Origin of the sequence: Streptomyces sp. NPDC094448 (assembly GCF_044763775.1) — a bacterium.
In the GTDB taxonomy this organism is placed as follows: domain Bacteria; phylum Actinomycetota; class Actinomycetes; order Streptomycetales; family Streptomycetaceae; genus Streptomyces.
Map to the genome: position 1 here is coordinate 574,871 of NZ_JBIWGU010000001.1, position 16,728 is coordinate 591,598.

At 71.4% G+C, this 16,728-nt stretch carries 16 protein-coding genes; all 16 read left to right on the forward strand.

The window, feature by feature from the left end:
• Positions 1 to 83 precede the first annotated feature (83 nt).
• Positions 84 to 857 carry a GntR family transcriptional regulator gene (locus ACIQ9E_RS02300; protein WP_403700602.1) on the forward strand — a complete coding sequence of 258 codons (774 nt, stop codon included), beginning with the start codon at positions 84 to 86 and terminating at the stop codon, positions 855 to 857.
• Between the two features lie 411 nt (positions 858 to 1,268).
• A complete protein-coding gene (locus ACIQ9E_RS02305; RefSeq protein ID WP_403700605.1) occupies positions 1,269 to 2,285 on the forward strand; it encodes a sugar ABC transporter substrate-binding protein in 1,017 nt (338 codons plus the stop codon).
• Positions 2,282 to 3,346, forward strand: coding sequence for an ABC transporter permease (locus ACIQ9E_RS02310; RefSeq protein WP_403700608.1), 1,065 nt, complete (start codon positions 2,282 to 2,284; stop codon positions 3,344 to 3,346). The genes ACIQ9E_RS02305 and ACIQ9E_RS02310 overlap by 4 nt, the downstream gene beginning before the upstream one ends.
• Positions 3,343 to 4,230, forward strand: a complete 888-nt coding sequence (locus ACIQ9E_RS02315; RefSeq protein WP_403700611.1) for an ATP-binding cassette domain-containing protein — start codon at positions 3,343 to 3,345, stop codon at positions 4,228 to 4,230. Before ACIQ9E_RS02310 ends, ACIQ9E_RS02315 begins: the two co-directional genes overlap by 4 nt.
• A 212-nt stretch (positions 4,231 to 4,442) precedes the next feature.
• Positions 4,443 to 5,603: an ROK family glucokinase gene (locus ACIQ9E_RS02320; protein WP_403700614.1), complete on the forward strand. Its 1,161-nt coding sequence runs from the start codon at positions 4,443 to 4,445 to the stop codon at positions 5,601 to 5,603.
• A 106-nt stretch (positions 5,604 to 5,709) separates the two neighbouring features.
• Positions 5,710 to 6,294, forward strand: coding sequence for a hypothetical protein (locus tag ACIQ9E_RS02325; RefSeq protein WP_403700617.1), 585 nt, complete (start codon positions 5,710 to 5,712; stop codon positions 6,292 to 6,294).
• Positions 6,295 to 6,588: 294 nt separating this feature from the next.
• Positions 6,589 to 7,842 carry an alpha/beta fold hydrolase gene (locus tag ACIQ9E_RS02330; RefSeq protein WP_403701317.1) on the forward strand — a complete coding sequence of 418 codons (1,254 nt, stop codon included), beginning with the start codon at positions 6,589 to 6,591 and terminating at the stop codon, positions 7,840 to 7,842.
• A 12-nt stretch (positions 7,843 to 7,854) separates the two neighbouring features.
• The gene (locus tag ACIQ9E_RS02335) at positions 7,855 to 8,481 is read left to right on the forward strand and encodes an MBL fold metallo-hydrolase (protein ID WP_403700620.1); all 627 of its coding nucleotides are present in this window, start codon (positions 7,855 to 7,857) and stop codon (positions 8,479 to 8,481) included.
• A 169-nt stretch (positions 8,482 to 8,650) separates the two neighbouring features.
• On the forward strand, positions 8,651 to 9,430 hold the full coding sequence (locus ACIQ9E_RS02340; protein WP_403700623.1) for an exodeoxyribonuclease III: 780 nt from the start codon (positions 8,651 to 8,653) through the stop codon (positions 9,428 to 9,430).
• A gap of 132 nt (positions 9,431 to 9,562) precedes the next feature.
• Positions 9,563 to 10,009, forward strand: a complete 447-nt coding sequence (locus ACIQ9E_RS02345) for a DUF6278 family protein (protein WP_403700625.1) — start codon at positions 9,563 to 9,565, stop codon at positions 10,007 to 10,009.
• A 151-nt stretch (positions 10,010 to 10,160) separates the two neighbouring features.
• Positions 10,161 to 10,907 carry an amino acid ABC transporter ATP-binding protein gene (locus ACIQ9E_RS02350; RefSeq protein ID WP_403700628.1) on the forward strand — a complete coding sequence of 249 codons (747 nt, stop codon included), beginning with the start codon at positions 10,161 to 10,163 and terminating at the stop codon, positions 10,905 to 10,907.
• A 14-nt stretch (positions 10,908 to 10,921) separates the two neighbouring features.
• Positions 10,922 to 11,902, forward strand: a complete 981-nt coding sequence (locus ACIQ9E_RS02355) for a glutamate ABC transporter substrate-binding protein (protein WP_403700631.1) — start codon at positions 10,922 to 10,924, stop codon at positions 11,900 to 11,902.
• Between the two features lie 16 nt (positions 11,903 to 11,918).
• Entirely contained in the window at positions 11,919 to 12,563 is a 645-nt protein-coding gene (locus ACIQ9E_RS02360) for an amino acid ABC transporter permease (RefSeq protein ID WP_403700633.1), read from the forward strand.
• Positions 12,560 to 13,426, forward strand: coding sequence for an amino acid ABC transporter permease (locus tag ACIQ9E_RS02365; RefSeq protein ID WP_403700636.1), 867 nt, complete (start codon positions 12,560 to 12,562; stop codon positions 13,424 to 13,426). The genes ACIQ9E_RS02360 and ACIQ9E_RS02365 overlap by 4 nt, the downstream gene beginning before the upstream one ends.
• A 427-nt stretch (positions 13,427 to 13,853) precedes the next feature.
• Positions 13,854 to 15,710 carry a gamma-glutamyltransferase gene (ggt, locus tag ACIQ9E_RS02370; protein ID WP_403700638.1) on the forward strand — a complete coding sequence of 619 codons (1,857 nt, stop codon included), beginning with the start codon at positions 13,854 to 13,856 and terminating at the stop codon, positions 15,708 to 15,710.
• Between the two features lie 310 nt (positions 15,711 to 16,020).
• The gene (locus tag ACIQ9E_RS02375; RefSeq protein ID WP_403700641.1) at positions 16,021 to 16,728 is read left to right on the forward strand and encodes a glycoside hydrolase family 75 protein; all 708 of its coding nucleotides are present in this window, start codon (positions 16,021 to 16,023) and stop codon (positions 16,726 to 16,728) included.

Below are 16,728 nucleotides of genomic sequence, written 5' to 3' on the forward strand. Positions count from 1 at the left end.
GCCCACGGACGCTGTCAAGACTTTGTCCTGACAACCGGACTTCACGACTTCCCGTCAACTGAAGACCCGATTACGCTCGGCCCGTGCCCAAGCAGCCCAGACCAGAGCCGGACCCGTCCCGGTCACTCCCGCTGAGCGTGGACCGCACCAGCCCGGTCCCGCTGTACTTCCAGCTGGCCCAGCAGCTGGAGTCCGCCATCGAGCGGGGGGCGCTCACCCCCGGCAGCCTGCTCGGCAACGAAATCGAGCTGGCCGGGCGGCTCGGACTCTCCCGCCCCACCGTCCGCCAGGCCATCCAGTCCCTCGTCGACAAGGGCCTGCTGGTCCGCCGCCGGGGTGTCGGCACCCAGGTCGTGCACAGCCAGGTCAGACGGCCCCTGGAGCTGAGCAGCCTCTACGACGACCTGGAAGCGGCCGGGCAGCGGCCGGCCACCGCCGTCCTGCGGAACACCACAACGGCGGCGACCGACCGGGTCGCCGCCGCCCTCGGGGTCGCCGAGGGCACCGAAGTCCACTCCGTCGAGCGGCTGCGCTACGCCCACGGGGAGCCGATGGCCCTGCTCACCAACTACCTGCCGACCGGACTGCTCGCCCTGGACACCCCGCCGCTGGAGAGCACGGGCCTCTACCGGCTGATGCGGGCCGCCGGGATCACCCTGCACAGCGCCCGGCAGACGGTGGGCGCCCGCGCCGCCACCGGTATCGAGGCCCTGCGGCTGACCGAGCAGCCCGGCGCGCCCGTACTGACCATGGAGCGCACCACCTTCGACGACACCGGACGGGCGGTCGAGTACGGCGCCCATATCTACCGCGCCTCCCGCTACTCCTTCGAGTTCCAGCTCCTCGTCCGCCCCTGACCCCCGCCCCCGCCTCTGCCCCCGCTCCGACCGCCCGCCCGGGGCACCTCCACCGACCCCGGCAGATCCGAAGCTCCCCGCATAAGAAGGTCGCGTAAGAATGTTCGGACAAACTCTTGACGGGGCCTTCTCGCAGCCGTAGAAACTCACCCAGCCGCAACCGGCAGGCCGGGAGGGAAGGCGGATCCACCATGCGCAGGCACCGCACGGCACCAGCCCCGCTCGCCACGGGCGCCCCGGAGAATCGGGCGCCACGGAGGCCCGGGAACCTCCCCGGCGTACCCGATGCCCACCCTCCGACCTGCCGTGACCCATACTTGGGCGGCTGGGGCACGACATTTCGCCCCACTGCCGCGCCACCGGGCGCGGTGGTCCCGAGGGCGAGCGGTACGGCAAGAAGGGCACGGCGTCGTGGCTAGGGCAAGGACAGGGGTACGCGCGGTCGGCGCGCTGCTGGCGGCGGTGCTCGGGGCTTCCCTGGTGGGATGCAGCAGCACCGGCGGCAAGCGGGCCGCGGACGCCCGCAAGGCCCAGGCCGAGGCGGTGGGGAAGGCCGCGGTCTCCACGCCCCGCTGGACCTTCGCCATGGTCACCCACTCGGGCGAGGGCGACACGTTCTGGGACATCGTCCAGAAGGGCGCCAAGGAGGCGTCCGCCAAGGACAACATCAACTTCCTCTACTCCAAGAGCGACGAGGGCCAGCAGCAGGCCCAGCTGGTCCAGGCCGCCATCGACAAGAAGGTCGACGGCCTGATCGTCACCCTCGCCAAGCCCGACGCCATGAAGGACGTGGTGAAGAAGGCCGTGTCCGCCGGTATCCCGGTGATCACCATCAATTCGGGATCCGCCCAGTCCAAGGAGTACGGCGCCCTGACCCATATCGGGCAGGACGAGACCGTCGCGGGCGAGGCCGTCGGCACCGAGCTGAACCAGCGCGGGAAGAAGAAGGCCGTCTGCGTCCTCCACGAGCAGGGCAACGTCGGCCACGAGCAGCGCTGCGCCGGGGCGGCGAAGACCTTCGAAGGCGAGATGCAGAACCTGTACGTCGACGGCACCAACATGCCCGACGTCCAGGCGTCCATCGAGGCCAAGCTCCAGACCGACCGGGCGATCGACGCGGTCGTCACCCTGGGCGCCCCGTTCGCCGACACCGCGGTCCGCGCCAAGGAGACGGCCCGCAGCAAGGCCGAGATCGACACCTTCGACCTCAATCCGAAGGTCGCGGCCGGGCTGAAGTCCGGCGCCCTCGGCTTCGCCGTCGACCAGCAGCCGTACCTCCAGGGGTACGAGGCGGTCGACCTGCTCTGGCTCTACCGGTACAACGCCGACATGCTCGGCGGCGGCCTTCCCGTGCTCACCGGGCCGCAGATCGTCACCCAGGACCAGGCGGCGCAGCTGGAGGACTACACGAAGCGGGGAACCCGATGAGCTCGACCGCACCGCCACCGGTGGACCTCGGGAAGGGGTCCGCCGGGGACGAACGGCTGCTGGCGGTCTCCCCGCTGCGCAAGCTGCTGGGCCGGCCCGAGCTGGGCTCGGTCGTCGGCGCGGTCGCCGTCTTCGTCTTCTTCTCGGTCGTCGCCGACGACTTCCTCCAGACGTCGAGCCTCTCGACCGTGCTGTACGCGGCCTCCACCATCGGGATCATGGCCGTCCCGGTCGCGCTGCTGATGATCGGCGGCGAGTTCGACCTCTCCGCGGGCGTCCTCGTCACCACCTCCGCGCTGGTGTCGTCGATGTTCAGCTACCAGATGACCGCCAACGTCTGGGTCGGCGTCTTCGTCTCGCTGCTGGTCACCCTGGCGGTCGGTGCCTTCAACGGCATGCTGCTGACCCTGACGAAGCTGCCCAGCTTCATCATCACGCTCGGTACGTTCCTGATGCTGACCGGACTGAACCTCGGCTTCACCAAGCTGATCACCGGCCGGGTCTCGACCGACTCCATCAGCGATATGCAGGGCTTCGACTCGGCGAAGAAGCTCTTCGCCTCCGAGTTCGTCATCGGGGACGTCACCCTGAAGGTGACCGTCCTGTGGTGGTTCGCACTGGTCGCCGTCGCCACCTGGATCCTGCTGCGCACCCGCTTCGGCAACTGGATCTATGCGGTGGGCGGCAACGCGGACGCGGCCCGCGCGGTGGGCGTCCCCGTCGTCCGGACCAGGATCGGCCTCTATCTGGGCGTCGCCTTCGCCGCCTGGATCTCCGGTCAGCACCTGCTCTTCTCGTACGACGTGGTGCAGTCGGGCGAAGGCGTCGGCAATGAGCTGATCTACATCATCGCCGCCGTCATCGGCGGCTGTCTGATCACCGGCGGCTACGGTTCGGCGATCGGCTCCGCGGTCGGCGCCCTGATCTTCGGCATGACCAGCAAGGGCATCGTCTACGCGGAGTGGAACCCGGACTGGTTCAAGTTCTTCCTCGGGGCGATGCTGCTTCTCGCCGCCCTGCTGAACGCATGGGTACGCAAACGGGCGGAGGCCACACGATGACGGAGCCCCGACAGGAACCGGAGCACGGGCCCGGCCACGGGCCGGACCGGGGATCGGCCCATGAGCCGGACCCGGGGACCCCGGCGGCGGACCCGGACCGGCCCCCGCTGGTCGCCCTGGACCGGGTCAGCAAGTACTACGGCAACATCCGGGCGCTGGAGGGCGTCTCCCTGGAGGTCCACGCCGGGGAGATCACCTGTGTCCTCGGCGACAACGGCGCCGGGAAGTCCACCCTCATCAAGATCATCGCGGGTCTGCACCAGCACGATTCGGGCACGTTCTCCCTCGACGGCGAGGAGACCCGGCTGGTCAATCCGCGGGACGCCCTGGACCGGGGCATCGCCACCGTCTACCAGGATCTGGCCGTGGTGCCGCTGATGCCGGTCTGGCGGAACTTCTTCCTCGGCTCGGAGCCGGTGAAGGGCAGCGGGCCGCTGCGCCGGCTCGACGTGCAGAAGATGCGCGAGACCACCCGCGCCGAACTGCTGCGGATGGGTATCGACCTCCGGGACGTCGACCAGCCGATCGGCACCCTCTCCGGCGGTGAACGCCAGTGTGTGGCCATCGCCCGCGCGGTCCACTTCGGCGCCAAGGTCCTCGTCCTCGACGAGCCGACCGCGGCACTCGGAGTCAAACAGTCCGGGGTCGTCCTCAAGTACGTGGCCGCGGCGCGCGACGCGGGCCTCGGGGTGGTCCTGATCACCCACAACCCCCACCACGCCTATCTCGTCGGGGACCGGTTCGTCCTGCTCAAGCGGGGCACCATGACGGCGAGCCACACCAGGGAGTCGGTGACCCTCGACGAACTGACCCGGCAGATGGCCGGCGGCTCCGAGCTGGACGACCTCCGCCACGAGCTGGAACGCGCCACGCCCGGCGCCTGAGCCCGGTCCGCGGAGCCCCGCCGGGCCCGGACTCGTGCGGGGCGTGCCCCGTGCGGGCGGCGCCGGGCCCCGTGCTGCGGGGCGCCGGCGGTCCGGAGCCCCCGGCCCCGTACCGGTCGGGCCGAGGGCCGTACGGGGCGCCGTGAAAGAATCACCGCGCGGGGAGACCCGCCGCATCACCCGCCCCCTTGACTCCGAGCACCCGCAGGGACATGAGCACCTACCGCGACTTCACGCACCGCGGCTCCGCCCGCGCCACCGTCCTGCGTACCGTCGGGACCCGCGAGCGCCGCTCGCACCTGACCGCGCCCCGGGTCCCCACCGTCGGGATCGACATCGGCGGTACGAAGGTGATGGCGGGCGTCGTCGACGCGGACGGCGTCATCCTGGAGAAGATCCGTACCGAGACCCCGGACAAGTCCAAGAGCCCGAAGGTCGTCGAGGACGTCATCTGCGAGCTGGTCCTCGACCTGTCCGACCGGCACGATGTGCACGCGGTCGGCATCGGCGCCGCGGGCTGGGTCGACGCCGACCGGTCGACCGTCCTCTTCGCCCCTCATCTCGCCTGGCGCAACGAGCCGCTGCGGGATGCGCTCTCCGCCCGGCTCGCCGTACCCGTCCTGGTCGACAACGACGCCAACACCGCCGCCTGGGCCGAGTGGCGGTTCGGTGCGGGCCGTGGCGAGGATCACCTGGTGATGATCACGCTCGGGACCGGGATCGGCGGCGCGATCCTGGAGGACGGGCAGGTCAAGCGGGGCAAGTACGGGGTGGCCGGCGAGTTCGGGCATATGCAGGTCGTACCGGCCGGGCATCGCTGCCCCTGCGGCAACCGCGGCTGCTGGGAGCAGTACAGCTCCGGAAACGCCCTGGTGCGGGAGGCCCGGGAGCTGGCGGCCGCCGATTCGCCCGTGGCGCACGTACTGATCGAACGGGTCGGCGGCGCCGTCGGGGACATCACCGGACCGCTGATCACCGAGCTGGCCCGCGAGGGCGACGCGATGTGCGTGGAGCTGCTGGAGGACATCGGCCGCTGGCTGGGAGTCGGCATCGCCAATCTGGCCGCCGCCCTGGACCCCTCGTGCTTCGTCATCGGCGGCGGGGTGAGCGCGGCCGACGATCTGCTGATCGGCCCCGCCAGGGACGCCTTCCGCCGCCAGCTGACCGGCCGGGGCTACCGGCCCGAGGCACGGATCGTGAAGGCCCAGCTCGGTCCGGAGGCCGGTATGGTCGGGGCGGCCGACCTCGCCCGGCTGGTCGCCCGCCGCTTCCGCCGCGCCAACCGCCGCCGGGTGGAGCGCTACGAACGCTACGAGCGGTACGCGCAGGCGCTGCGGAACCCCGGAGCGGGCCGTCCCTCCCGGGAGACCTGAGCCTTCTCCGTACGGCCCCGACGATCGTGTTCCGGCCGCTGCCGGGGCGGTGTGTCGGAGGCGAACCGTAGACTTCAGGTCCGCACACCGACCAGGAACCGCAGTCATGAGTGTCGTACCCAGACCGGCCCCGCCGCCGGACGAGACCGCCTTCCGGCCGCCCGAGGGCCGGCGCCATATGATCATCCGGCGTGCCCTGACGCTGGCGGTCATCCTGCTGCTGATCGGGATTCCGGCCGGGTATCTCGTGGTCTCCGCGGAGCAGAGCCGGGCCAGCGGCCGGGACAAGGCGGCGGAGTCCTCGTCGACGGGGCTGCGGGACGCCTGGCCGTCCCAGATGAAGCGGCGGATCTTCGAGGTGCCGATCCCGCGCGGTTCCGAGCGGGTCGCCTACTACGAGACCAGCAACTGGCGGACCAGCAGGCTGTTCGTGCAGTTCACGACGACCCCCGCAGGGCTCGACGAGTTCCTCGGCGCCATCGGCGCCGACCGGGCCGCCCTCCAGCCCGGGGTCCCGGCGATCAGTGCCAAGGACGCCGCGACGGTCGGCTGGAACTTCACCCCGGGGGAGCGGGCCTGGTCCGGTCTGGTCCACCCGAGGGCCGCCCCCCGGCCCAGCCAGCACATCGTCGTCGACGAGACGCTGGTCTTCGCGCCCCGCGTGTACGTGGTGTCCGCCACCACGCCGTGATGCCCGCCCCCGCCGGGCCACCCTCCGGGGTGAGTTGAGGGGGCCCGCCCACCCCGCGGCCGCCCGGTCACTACGGTGGACCGGGTGAGTGAGACGCAGACGCCCGAACAGAGCCCTGAGCCCAGCGCCGAGGAGAGCCCCGGACAGAGCCCTGAGTCCGACGCCGGACAGCGCCCCGAACAGAGTCCGGGACCGGTCCCGGACCAGGTCCCGGGGCCGGTCCCCGAACCGGGCCCCGACCGGGATTCCGAGGGGAGTTCCGAGGAGGCGGGGCCCGCCCTCCTCCAGTACCGGATCGACGGGCCCGACGACGCGCCCGTCCTCGTCCTCGGCCCGTCCCTGGGCGCGACCTGGCATATGTGGGACCGGCAGGTCGCCGATCTGTCCGCCGAATGGCGGGTGGTCCGCTACGACCTGCCGGGCCACGGCGGAGCCCCCGCCGAACCCGCGGAATCCGTCGCCGAACTCGCCGACCGGCTGCTGGCCACCCTCGACGCCATCGGCGTCCAGCGCTTCGGCTACGCGGGCTGCTCCATCGGCGGCGCGGTGGGCCTCGATCTGGCGCTGCGCCGCCCGGACCGGGTGGGTTCGCTGGCGCTGGTCGCCGCCTCGCCCCGGTTCGGCACGGCCGACGAACTCCGCAGCCGCGGGGTGATCGTCCGGACCAACGGCCTCGAACCGGTCGCCCTGGCGGCCCCGGCCGCCTGGTTCACCGAGGCCTTCGCCGCGGCCCAGCCCGCGATCGTGGACTGGGCCGTCCAGATGGTCCGTACCACCGACCCGGTCTGCTACATCGCCGCCTGCGAGGCGCTCGCGACCTTCGACGTCCGCACCGAACTGGGCCGGGTCGCCGTCCCGGCGCTGGTCCTGGTCGGCGCCGAGGACCGGGTGACCGGACCGGCCGAGGCCCGGACCCTGGTCGCCGGGATACCGGACGCCCGGCTCGCGCTGGTGCCGGGGGCCGGCCACCTCGCCCCGGTGGAGCAGCCCGCGGCCGTCACCGACCTGCTGGTCCAGCACTTCTCGGCGGCCCCGCAGGACACCCTCACGGCCATCCCCCTCCAGGCCCAGCCCATCGCGCCGGCGGCTCCGGCCGCCCCCGTGGCAGCCCCGGCGCCGGACGCCGTGGATGCCGTGTCCGCCGGGGTCCCCGAGCCCGCGGGCCGCCCCGATCCGTACGGACCGGGGATGAAGACCCGCCGTGAGGTCCTCGGGGACGCCCATGTGGACGCGGCCACCGCCGGTGACGATCCGTTCACGGCCGAGTTCCAGGAGCTGGTCACCCGTTATGCCTGGGGCGAGGTCTGGAACCGCGAGGGCCTCGACCGCCGCACCCGCAGCGCCGTGACGATGACGGCGCTGGTCGCCGGGGGACGGCTGGAGGAGCTGGCGGTGCACGTCAGGGCCGCGCTCCGGAACGGGCTCACCCCCGACGAGATCAAGGAGATCCTCCTCCACACGGCCGTGTACTGCGGAATGCCGGCCGCGAACGCCGCCTTCGGGGTCGCCCGTACCGTCGTACGGGAGGAGACCACGCCCCGCTCGTAGCAGGATGGGTCCATGAGGCTCACGAAGAAGCTCCACTCCTGCGTACGGATCGAAAAGGACGGTGCCACCCTCGTCGTGGACCCGGGGGCGTTCTCCGAGGAGGACGCCGCGGCGGGGGCGGACGCGGTGCTGATCACCCATGAGCACCCCGACCACTACGACGAGGGCAGGGTCCGCGCCGCCCTGGAGGCGGGGGCCGAGGTGTGGACCCTGCGGAGCGTCGCGGACACGCTCTCCGCCGCCTTCCCGGGCCGGGTCCGCACCGTCGGCCACGGCGACACTTTCACCGCGGCGGGATTCGAGGTGGAGGTCCACGGCGAACTGCACGCGGTGATCCACCCGGACCTGCCCCGGATCACCAATATCGGCTTCCTGGTCGATGGATCGGTCTTCCACCCCGGGGACGCCCTCACCGTGCCCGAGCGCCCCGTGGACACGCTGATGCTGCCGGTGATGGCGCCCTGGAACAAGCTCTCCGAGGTCGTCGACTACGTACGGGAGGTGGGCCCGCGGCTGACCATCGACATCCACGACGCCCTGCTCACCGATCTTGCCCGCCCGATCTACGACCGCCATCTCGCCAACCTGTCCGACGCCCGCCACGAACGCCTGACCCCGGGCACCACCCACGCGCTCTGAGGCGGCTGGGTTCCATGAGGGGCCTGGGGGTTTCACCCACGCGGCCGGGCGCAAGAACGCGGAACAACGCGACAAGCCACGCACGGCCCGCTCCCGGCGCCCCGCCGGAAAGGCCCTTCTTCGCCCGGCCGGGGCCCGCCCGCCCCCGCGGAGCGCATACGCTTCTGCCATGCGCATCGCCACCTGGAACGTCAACTCGATCACCGCCCGGCTGCCCCGCCTCCTGGCCTGGCTGGAGAGCAGCGGCACCGATGTGCTGTGCGTCCAGGAGACCAAGTGCACGGCCGAGCAGTTCCCCGCCGCCGAGCTGCGGGAACTGGGCTACGAGTCCGCCGTCCACGCCGACGGCCGGTGGAACGGGGTCGCGCTGGTCTCCCGCGTCGGTCTGGACGCGGTCGTGAAGGGACTGCCCGGCGGTCCGGAGTACGACGGCGTCCAGGAGCCGCGCGCGGTCTCCGCGACCTGCGGCCCGGTCCGGCTCTGGTCGGTGTACGTCCCCAACGGCCGCGAGGTCGGCCACCCCCACTACGCGTACAAGCTCCAGTGGCTGGACGCGCTGCGCACCGCGGTCGCCGAGGACGCTGCGGGCAGCCGGCCCTTCGCGGTGCTCGGCGACTACAACATCGCGCCCGCGGACGACGACGTATGGGACCGCTCGGTCTTCGAGGGCAGTACCCATGTCACCGAGCCGGAGCGGTCCGCGCTGGCCGGGCTGCGGGAAACCGGTCTCGTCGATGTGGTGCCCCGCCCCCTGAAGTACGACCACCCGTACACGTACTGGGACTACCGCCAGCTCGCCTTTCCGAAGAACCGGGGTATGCGTATCGACCTGGTGTACGGGAACCAGCCCTTCGCGGCGGCCGTCAAGGACGGCTATGTGGACCGCGAGGAGCGCAAGGGCAAGGGCGCGTCGGACCATGCACCGGTGGTGGTCGACCTTGAAGTCTGAGCGGACAGGGCCGGTCCGGGTCCGGGGGCGCGCGGTCGGGGCGCCCGGACCGGGGAATTACCCGCCGATCCGGGTGATCACCGGTGCGCGTCCTGTGGTGTGCGGACCGGGGAAGATGCGAGGCTTAGTGGTATGAACATCCCTTTCCTGGACAACTGGCTCAAGAAGCAGGGTCCCGGGGCGCGGGGCGCCGTCGCGGGAGCCCTGGACGATCCCGAGCGCGCCGCGGCGATGGCCGAACTGTTCGCCGAGTGCGAGCTGCTCCGGGTCCGGGTCGGCCGTATGGGACTGGAACTGGACGACAGCGCGGCCTCCTTGTCCGCTCTCGACCAGTTGCCGCCGCGCTGGCGCGACGATCCGGAGGAGCTGCCGTGGATCGGCAACGACGCCGGGCTGTACCTCGGGACGGTGATCGTACGGACCGTGCCGGGCGCCGGCTGGCATGTCTGGCCCGGTGGTCACCCCGTGGTACGGCTGGCCTCCGGCCGGGAGATCGGCGTCGTGGAGGCGGGGCTCGACTGGGCGGTCAACGGGGCGCCCGAACTCTCCCAGGTCTATGCGGAGGCCGCCGAGGCCTGACCGCCGCCATCCTCGGGTATCCCTCGTACATGAGCTGATATATAGCCAATAAATACGGCTTATGCCCCTTTTATGCGTGTCGCGCGCGAAGTCCCTTTTCGGGGTGGATAGTTTGCGCTGACCTCGACACAGCAACCAGTGGGGGCAGCGTATGGCCGTCGTCGATCCGTTGATCGAGCTGCGGGACGTCAACAAGTACTACGGGCAGTTGCACGTCCTGCGGGACATCAACCTCTCCGTGGGACGCGGCGAGGTCGTGGTCGTCATCGGCCCGTCCGGCTCGGGCAAATCGACGCTCTGCCGGACGGTGAACCGGCTGGAGACCATCGAGTCCGGCACGATCACCATCGACGGAGAGCCGCTCCCCGAGGAGGGCAAGGGCCTCGCCCGGCTCCGTTCCGAGGTCGGCATGGTCTTCCAGTCCTTCAACCTCTTCGCCCACCGCACCGTCCTCGACAATGTCTCCCTCGCACCCCTCAAGGTCCGCGGGCGCCGCCGGGAGGAGGCCGAACGCCGCTCCCGCGAACTCCTCGACCGGGTCGGGCTCGCCGCCCAGGCGGCGAAGTACCCCGCCCAGCTCTCCGGCGGCCAGCAGCAGCGCGTGGCCATCGCCCGTGCGCTCGCCATGGACCCCAAGGTCATGCTCTTCGACGAGCCGACCTCGGCCCTCGACCCCGAGATGATCAACGAGGTGCTGGAGGTCATGCAGCAGCTGGCCCGCGACGGTATGACCATGGTCGTGGTCACCCATGAGATGGGCTTCGCCCGCTCGGCCGCCAACCGGGTCGTCTTCATGGCCGACGGCCGGATCGTCGAGGACCGCACGCCCGAGGACTTCTTCACCAACCCGTCGAGCGACCGTGCCAAGGACTTCCTCTCCAAGATCCTCAAGCACTGACTGGGGGAACCGCCATGCCGCGACGCCACCACACCGCTCCGACCGCCCTCGCGCCCGCCCCGCTTCACGGGCCCGCACTCCGGCGGCTCCGCCGCACCCTGCTGCCCGCCCTGCTCCTCGCCCTGACCGCCGTGCTCGCCGCCGCCTGCGGCAAGGAGGGCAGCCCGCCGGTCAAGGGCCCCCAGCCGGAGACCCTCCCCGTCTACCCGGTCAACACCGGCTTCCAGCTCCCCGGATCCCCGACCTGGCGCCGGGCCGAGAGCCGCGGATACCTCACCGTCGGAGCCAAGGAGGACCAGCCCTACCTCGGCGAGAAGGACCCCGCCACCGGCGTCTACTCGGGCTTCGACATCGAGATCGCCAAAATGGTCGCGGCCTACCTCGGCTTCGACCCGGCGGGCATCCACTTCCGGACGATCGCCTCGGCCAACCGGGAAACCGCCCTCCAGAACGGCCAGATCGACTATTACGTCGGTACCTACACCATCAACGACATGCGCAAGAAGCTCGTCGGATTCGCCGGGCCCTACTTCATGGCCGGACAGTCCCTGCTGGTCCGCACCGACGAGCACGATATCCACGGCCCCCAGGACCTGGACGGCAAACGGGTCTGCTCCGCTACCGGCTCCACCCCCTACCAGCGGATCAAAGCCGACTACCCCAAGGCGGTCCTCGTCGGCTACGACACCTACTCCATCTGCGTCGACAACCTCCTCACCTACCAGGTCGACGCCGTCACCACCGACGACGCCATCCTCATCGGCTACGCCGCCAAGGCCCCCGACGAGCTGAAGGTCGTCGGCAAACCCTTCTCCCAGGAGCCGTACGGCATCGGCGTACCGCGCTCCGACAACGCCCTGCGCTTCGCCATCGACGACGCCCTCGCGGCCGGTGAGAAGAACGGGCAGTGGAAACAGGCCTACGACGCCACCCTCGGCCTCTCCGGGGTGCCCGCGCCCCAGCCGCCGCCCATCGACCGCTACCCGGCGAGCTGAGGAGGAGAACCGGCGCATGGACGTACTGACCGACAACATCTCCCTCTACTGGCAGGGCTTCCTCGGCACCGTCGAGCTGACCTTCTACTCCTCGGTGCTCGCCCTGGTGCTGGGCTTCCTGATCGCGGCCTTCCGGGTCTCGCCCGTCGGCTCGCTGCGCGTCTTCGGCACGGTCTGGGTGACCGTACTCCGCAACACCCCGCTCACCCTCCTCTTCTTCGCCGTCGTCCTCGGGCTGCCCCGGTTCGGGATCGTGCTGCCGTTCCAGCTGTTCGCGATCCTCGCCCTCGGCTGCTACACCTCCGCTTTCATCTGCGAGGCGCTGCGCGCCGGTATCAACACGGTCCCCAAGGGGCAGGGCGAGGCCGCCCGCAGCCTCGGCATGTCCTTCGGACAGACCCTGCACACGGTGGTGCTGCCGCAGGCGTTCCGCACCGTCATCCCGCCCATCGGCTCGACTCTGATCGCCCTGGCGAAGAACTCCGCGATCGCGGGCGCGTTCAGCGTCACCGAACTGCTCGGCACCTACAAGACGCTGAGCGAACTGGGCTACAACATCATCTGGACCTTCGTCTGGATCGCCGTCGGCTACCTCATCATCACCCTGTCCATCAGCGCGCTCTTCCACGTGCTGGAGAAGCGCTACGGAGTCGCCCGATGACCGATTCCACCGCCCTCTACGACATCCCGGGCCCACGGACCCGGCGGCGGCACCGCATCTACGGGATCGCCGCCACCGCCGCCATCGCCGCGCTCCTCGGCTGGATCGTGTATCTGCTCTTCGACACCGGGCAGTTCACCGCGGCGAAGTGGACCCCCTTCGAGTACAAGGGCATCCAGGAACTGCTGCTTCAGGGGCTCGGCAACACCCTGAAGGCGTTCGCGTACGCGGCCGTGCTCTCCCTCGTCCTCGGCGGGATCCTCGCCACCGGGCGGCTCTCCGAACACCGGGCCGTCCGCTGGATCGCCACCCTGCTGGTGGAGTTCTTCCGCGCGATGCCCGTACTGGTGATGATCTTCTTCATCTTCGTGGCGCTCAAGGTCCAGCCGCTGCCCGCGCTCGTCGCCGGGCTGACCCTCTACAACGGTTCGGTGCTCGCCGAGGTCTTCAGGACCGGAATCAACGCCGTGGACCGGGGCCAGCGGGAGGCCGCGTACGCGCTCGGCATGCGCAAGACCCAGGTGATGACCTACGTCCTGGTGCCGCAGGCGGTCCGGGCGATGCTGCCGGCGATCATCAGCCAGCTGGTGGTCGCCCTGAAGGACACCTCCCTCGGATATCTGATCACCTACGAGGAGTTCCTCCACGCGGGCAAGCTGATCGCCTCCAACCTCGACTACGATCTGCCGTTCATCCCCGTCGTGATGGTGATCGCGCCGATCTACATCGGGCTGTGCATGCTGCTCTCCTGGTTCGCCAACTGGGTGGCGAAGAGACAGCGCCGCAGCCCCAAGACCGAGGCCGTGGACGTCGCTCCGGCCGAACCGGGGACGCTGCTGCCCGGGGGGCCGCCGGGGCCCTAGGACCGCCGGGGCCCGGTCCCGAGGGCCGCCGGCCCCGGGGCAATGCTCCCTTCCCCCGGTACGACCCCGGCGGCAGCCGGTGATCACTCCTCGTCCGGCGGCGGCGGCGAACACGCCGTATACGCCGTCCGCATGGACGAGGAGAAGGTCAGCCGCCGCCGGGGTCGGCCGGAACGGGACCTCCCGCCCGGAGCGGGCCCCGTCCAGGAGGAGCGGTGCCCGTGCCGCACGGGCGGTCGGCACGGGCACCGCTTCCGTACGACACGCCCCGGTGGCCGATCGGCGCCCTCACTGCCGGTCCCGGCAACGGCCCGCCGGCCCCCCCACGCCCGTGCGCGCGAGCCCCCTCCACGGACCTGCGGCCCTGACGCAGGGCGGGAACGGCCGCTAGGTTGGGCGGACTTGTGTCGACTGGAGGTTCGTTCGGATGCGTCGCTCCACCGCACGGAACATCGCGCTCCTGGCCGCTGCCGCGGCCGTCGTCTCAGCCGGGGCGGCCGCCCCGCCCGCCGCGCCCTCGCCCGGCAGCCCCCCGGCAGCGCCCCCGCTCCATACGCCGTTCCAAACCGGGCCCGGCAAACCGGTCAAAACGCCGGTCGCCGCCGGTTACGGCGGCGCGGTCGCCAGCGTCGACGCCGACGCCTCCGCCGCCGGGATCGAGGTCCTGCGCGGCGGCGGCAACGCCGTCGACGCGGCCGTCGCCACCGCCGCTGCCCTCGGGGTCACCGAGCCCTACTCTGCCGGTATCGGGGGAGGCGGCTACTTCGTCTACTACGACGCGCGCACCCGTACCGTCCACACCGTCGACGGCCGGGAGACCGCGCCCCGTTCCGCCGACGCCTCCCTCTTCCTGGAGAACGGCCGGCCCATCCCCTTCGACCAGGGGCAGACCAGCGGACTCGGCGTCGGCACCCCCGGCACGCCCGCCACCTGGGAGACCGTGCTGCGCTCCTGGGGCAGCCGCCCGCTGGCCCGGCTCCTGGAGCCCGCCGAGAAGCTGGCCCGCCACGGGTTCACCGTGGACCCGACCTTCCGGGCCCAGACCGAAGCCAACCAGGCGCGGTTCGCCGACTTCCCCGCGACCGCCGAACTCTTCCTGCCCGGCGGGGAGCTGCCCGTCACCGGCTCCACCTTCAAGAACCCCGATCTCGCCGCAACCTACCGGCAACTCGCCCGTGAGGGCGTACAGGCGCTGTACCGCGGGGAGATCGCCGAGGACATCGTCGACACCGTCCGCAGACCGCCGGTGGCCCCCGGCTCCTCGCGGACCGTCCGCCCAGGCGATCTGACGACCGGTGACCTCCGGGCGTACGAGACGATCCGCCGCGCCCCGGCGAAGATCTCCTACCGGGGCCTCGACATCTACGGAATGGCGCCCTCCTCCTCCGGCGGCACCACCGTCGGCCAGACGCTGAACATGCTGGAGCGAACCGACCTTTCACGGGCCTCCGGGTCCCGGTATCTGCACCGGTTCATCGAGGCGAGCCGGATCGCGTTCGCTGACCGCGGACGGTGGGTCGGTGACCCGGCGTTCGAGAACGTGCCGGTCAAGGGGCTGTTGTCACAGCGGTACGCAGACAGCCGGAGCTGCCTGATCCAGGACGACGCGGTTCTCACCAGCCCGCTGGCACCCGGTGACCCCCGGAACCCGGTGCCGTGCGGCGCCACCGGAACCGCCGCGCCGACCACGTACGAAGGCGAGAACACCACCCACCTCACGGTCGCCGACCGCTGGGGCAACGTCGTCGCGTACACCCTGACCATCGAGTCCACCGGCGGCAGCGGAATCACCGTGCCGGGACGCGGCTTCCTGCTGAACAACGAGCTGACGGACTTCTCCTTCGCCCCGGCGAACCCGGCGGTCCACGACCCGAATCTGCCCGGCCCCCGCAAGCGCCCCCGCTCCTCCATCTCCCCGACGATCGTCCTCGACGACGGCCGCCCGGTGCTGGCCCTCGGCTCCCCGGGCGGAGCGACCATCATCACCACCGTCGTCCAGACCCTGACGGGCCGTCTGGACCGGGGCCTGCCGCTGGTGGAGGCGATCGCGGCGCCGCGCGCCAGCCAGCGCAACCAGACGACGACCGAGTTGGAGCCCGGCCTCTGGAACAGCCCCCTCCGGGCCGAACTGGAGGCCGTCGGACACGCTTTCCGGCAGAACCCCGAGATCGGCGCGGCGACCGGTGTCGAGCGGCTTCCCGACGGCCGCTGGCTGGCCGCCGCCGAGAAGACGCGCCGCGGCGGCGGTTCGGCGATGGTGGTCCACCCGAGCGGCCGCCCGTAGTCCGGCCGTCCGTAGTCCGGGAGCCTGTAGACCGGCAGCCCGTAGCAGTCCGGTCGCTCCCTGGACGGGGCAAGGGGCCGTACCGCGTGGTGAGGAGTCTGCCGCGAGGTACGGCCGTACGGGCGTACTCCATCCGGCTCCCCGTTCGGTACGCCCCCGGCGTCCCAACCGAGGTGCATATCGGAGGACTTGGGGCGGGGCGGGCGGGAACGGCCCCCGGGGAGGGGGGATCGGTCGTCACGGGAAGCGGGTAAGGACGTTTTTCCGCGCGGTATCCGCGCAGGTCCGCTCAGAAAGGCGACCCCCCGCCATGCACGTTCGTACCCTCGCCCTCGCCACCGCCTGTGGAGCGGCCTTCCTGGCGGCAGCGGCGGCCCCCGCGCCGCCCGCGACGGCGGCCGGCGGGCAGGCGCCGCCCCGCCCGGTACGGGCGAAGGCCGTCGGCGCCGCGGACCTACTCGCCAAGACCCGGGGCTGCGACCGGATCTCCCGGGGGAAGTACCGCAAGGACGCGGGTGCGAAGGCGACCGTTCCGGTGTGCGGGGCCGCCGGCGCGGTCTACTGGAAGGCGGATCTGGACATCGCCTGCGACGGCCGGAAGACCGCCCGGTGCAACCGGAAGACGGACCCCTGGTTCTTGTCGGAGACCGCGTTCCGTCAGTCCGACGGGAAGGCCCTCGACGCCGCGCGCCTGCCCTATGTGGTGGTGCCCGTGCCCAGCACGATCTGGAAGTACCCGGATTCGGGCATCCGCGGCGGCGGGGTCGTCGCAGTCGTCCACGGCAACCGGGTGCGGTACGGAGTCGTCGGCGACACCGGCCCCGCGAAGATCGTCGGAGAGGCGTCCTACGCCATGGCCGAATCGCTGGGCATCGACCCCGACCCGGTCTCCGGCGGGGTGTCGGGCGGGGTGACGTACATCTTCTTCACCCGCTCCCGCGCCACCCCCATCGAGAGCCGCGCGGCCGCGACCCGGCTGGGCCAGAACCTGGCCCGCTCGTTCGTCGCCGCGAACTGA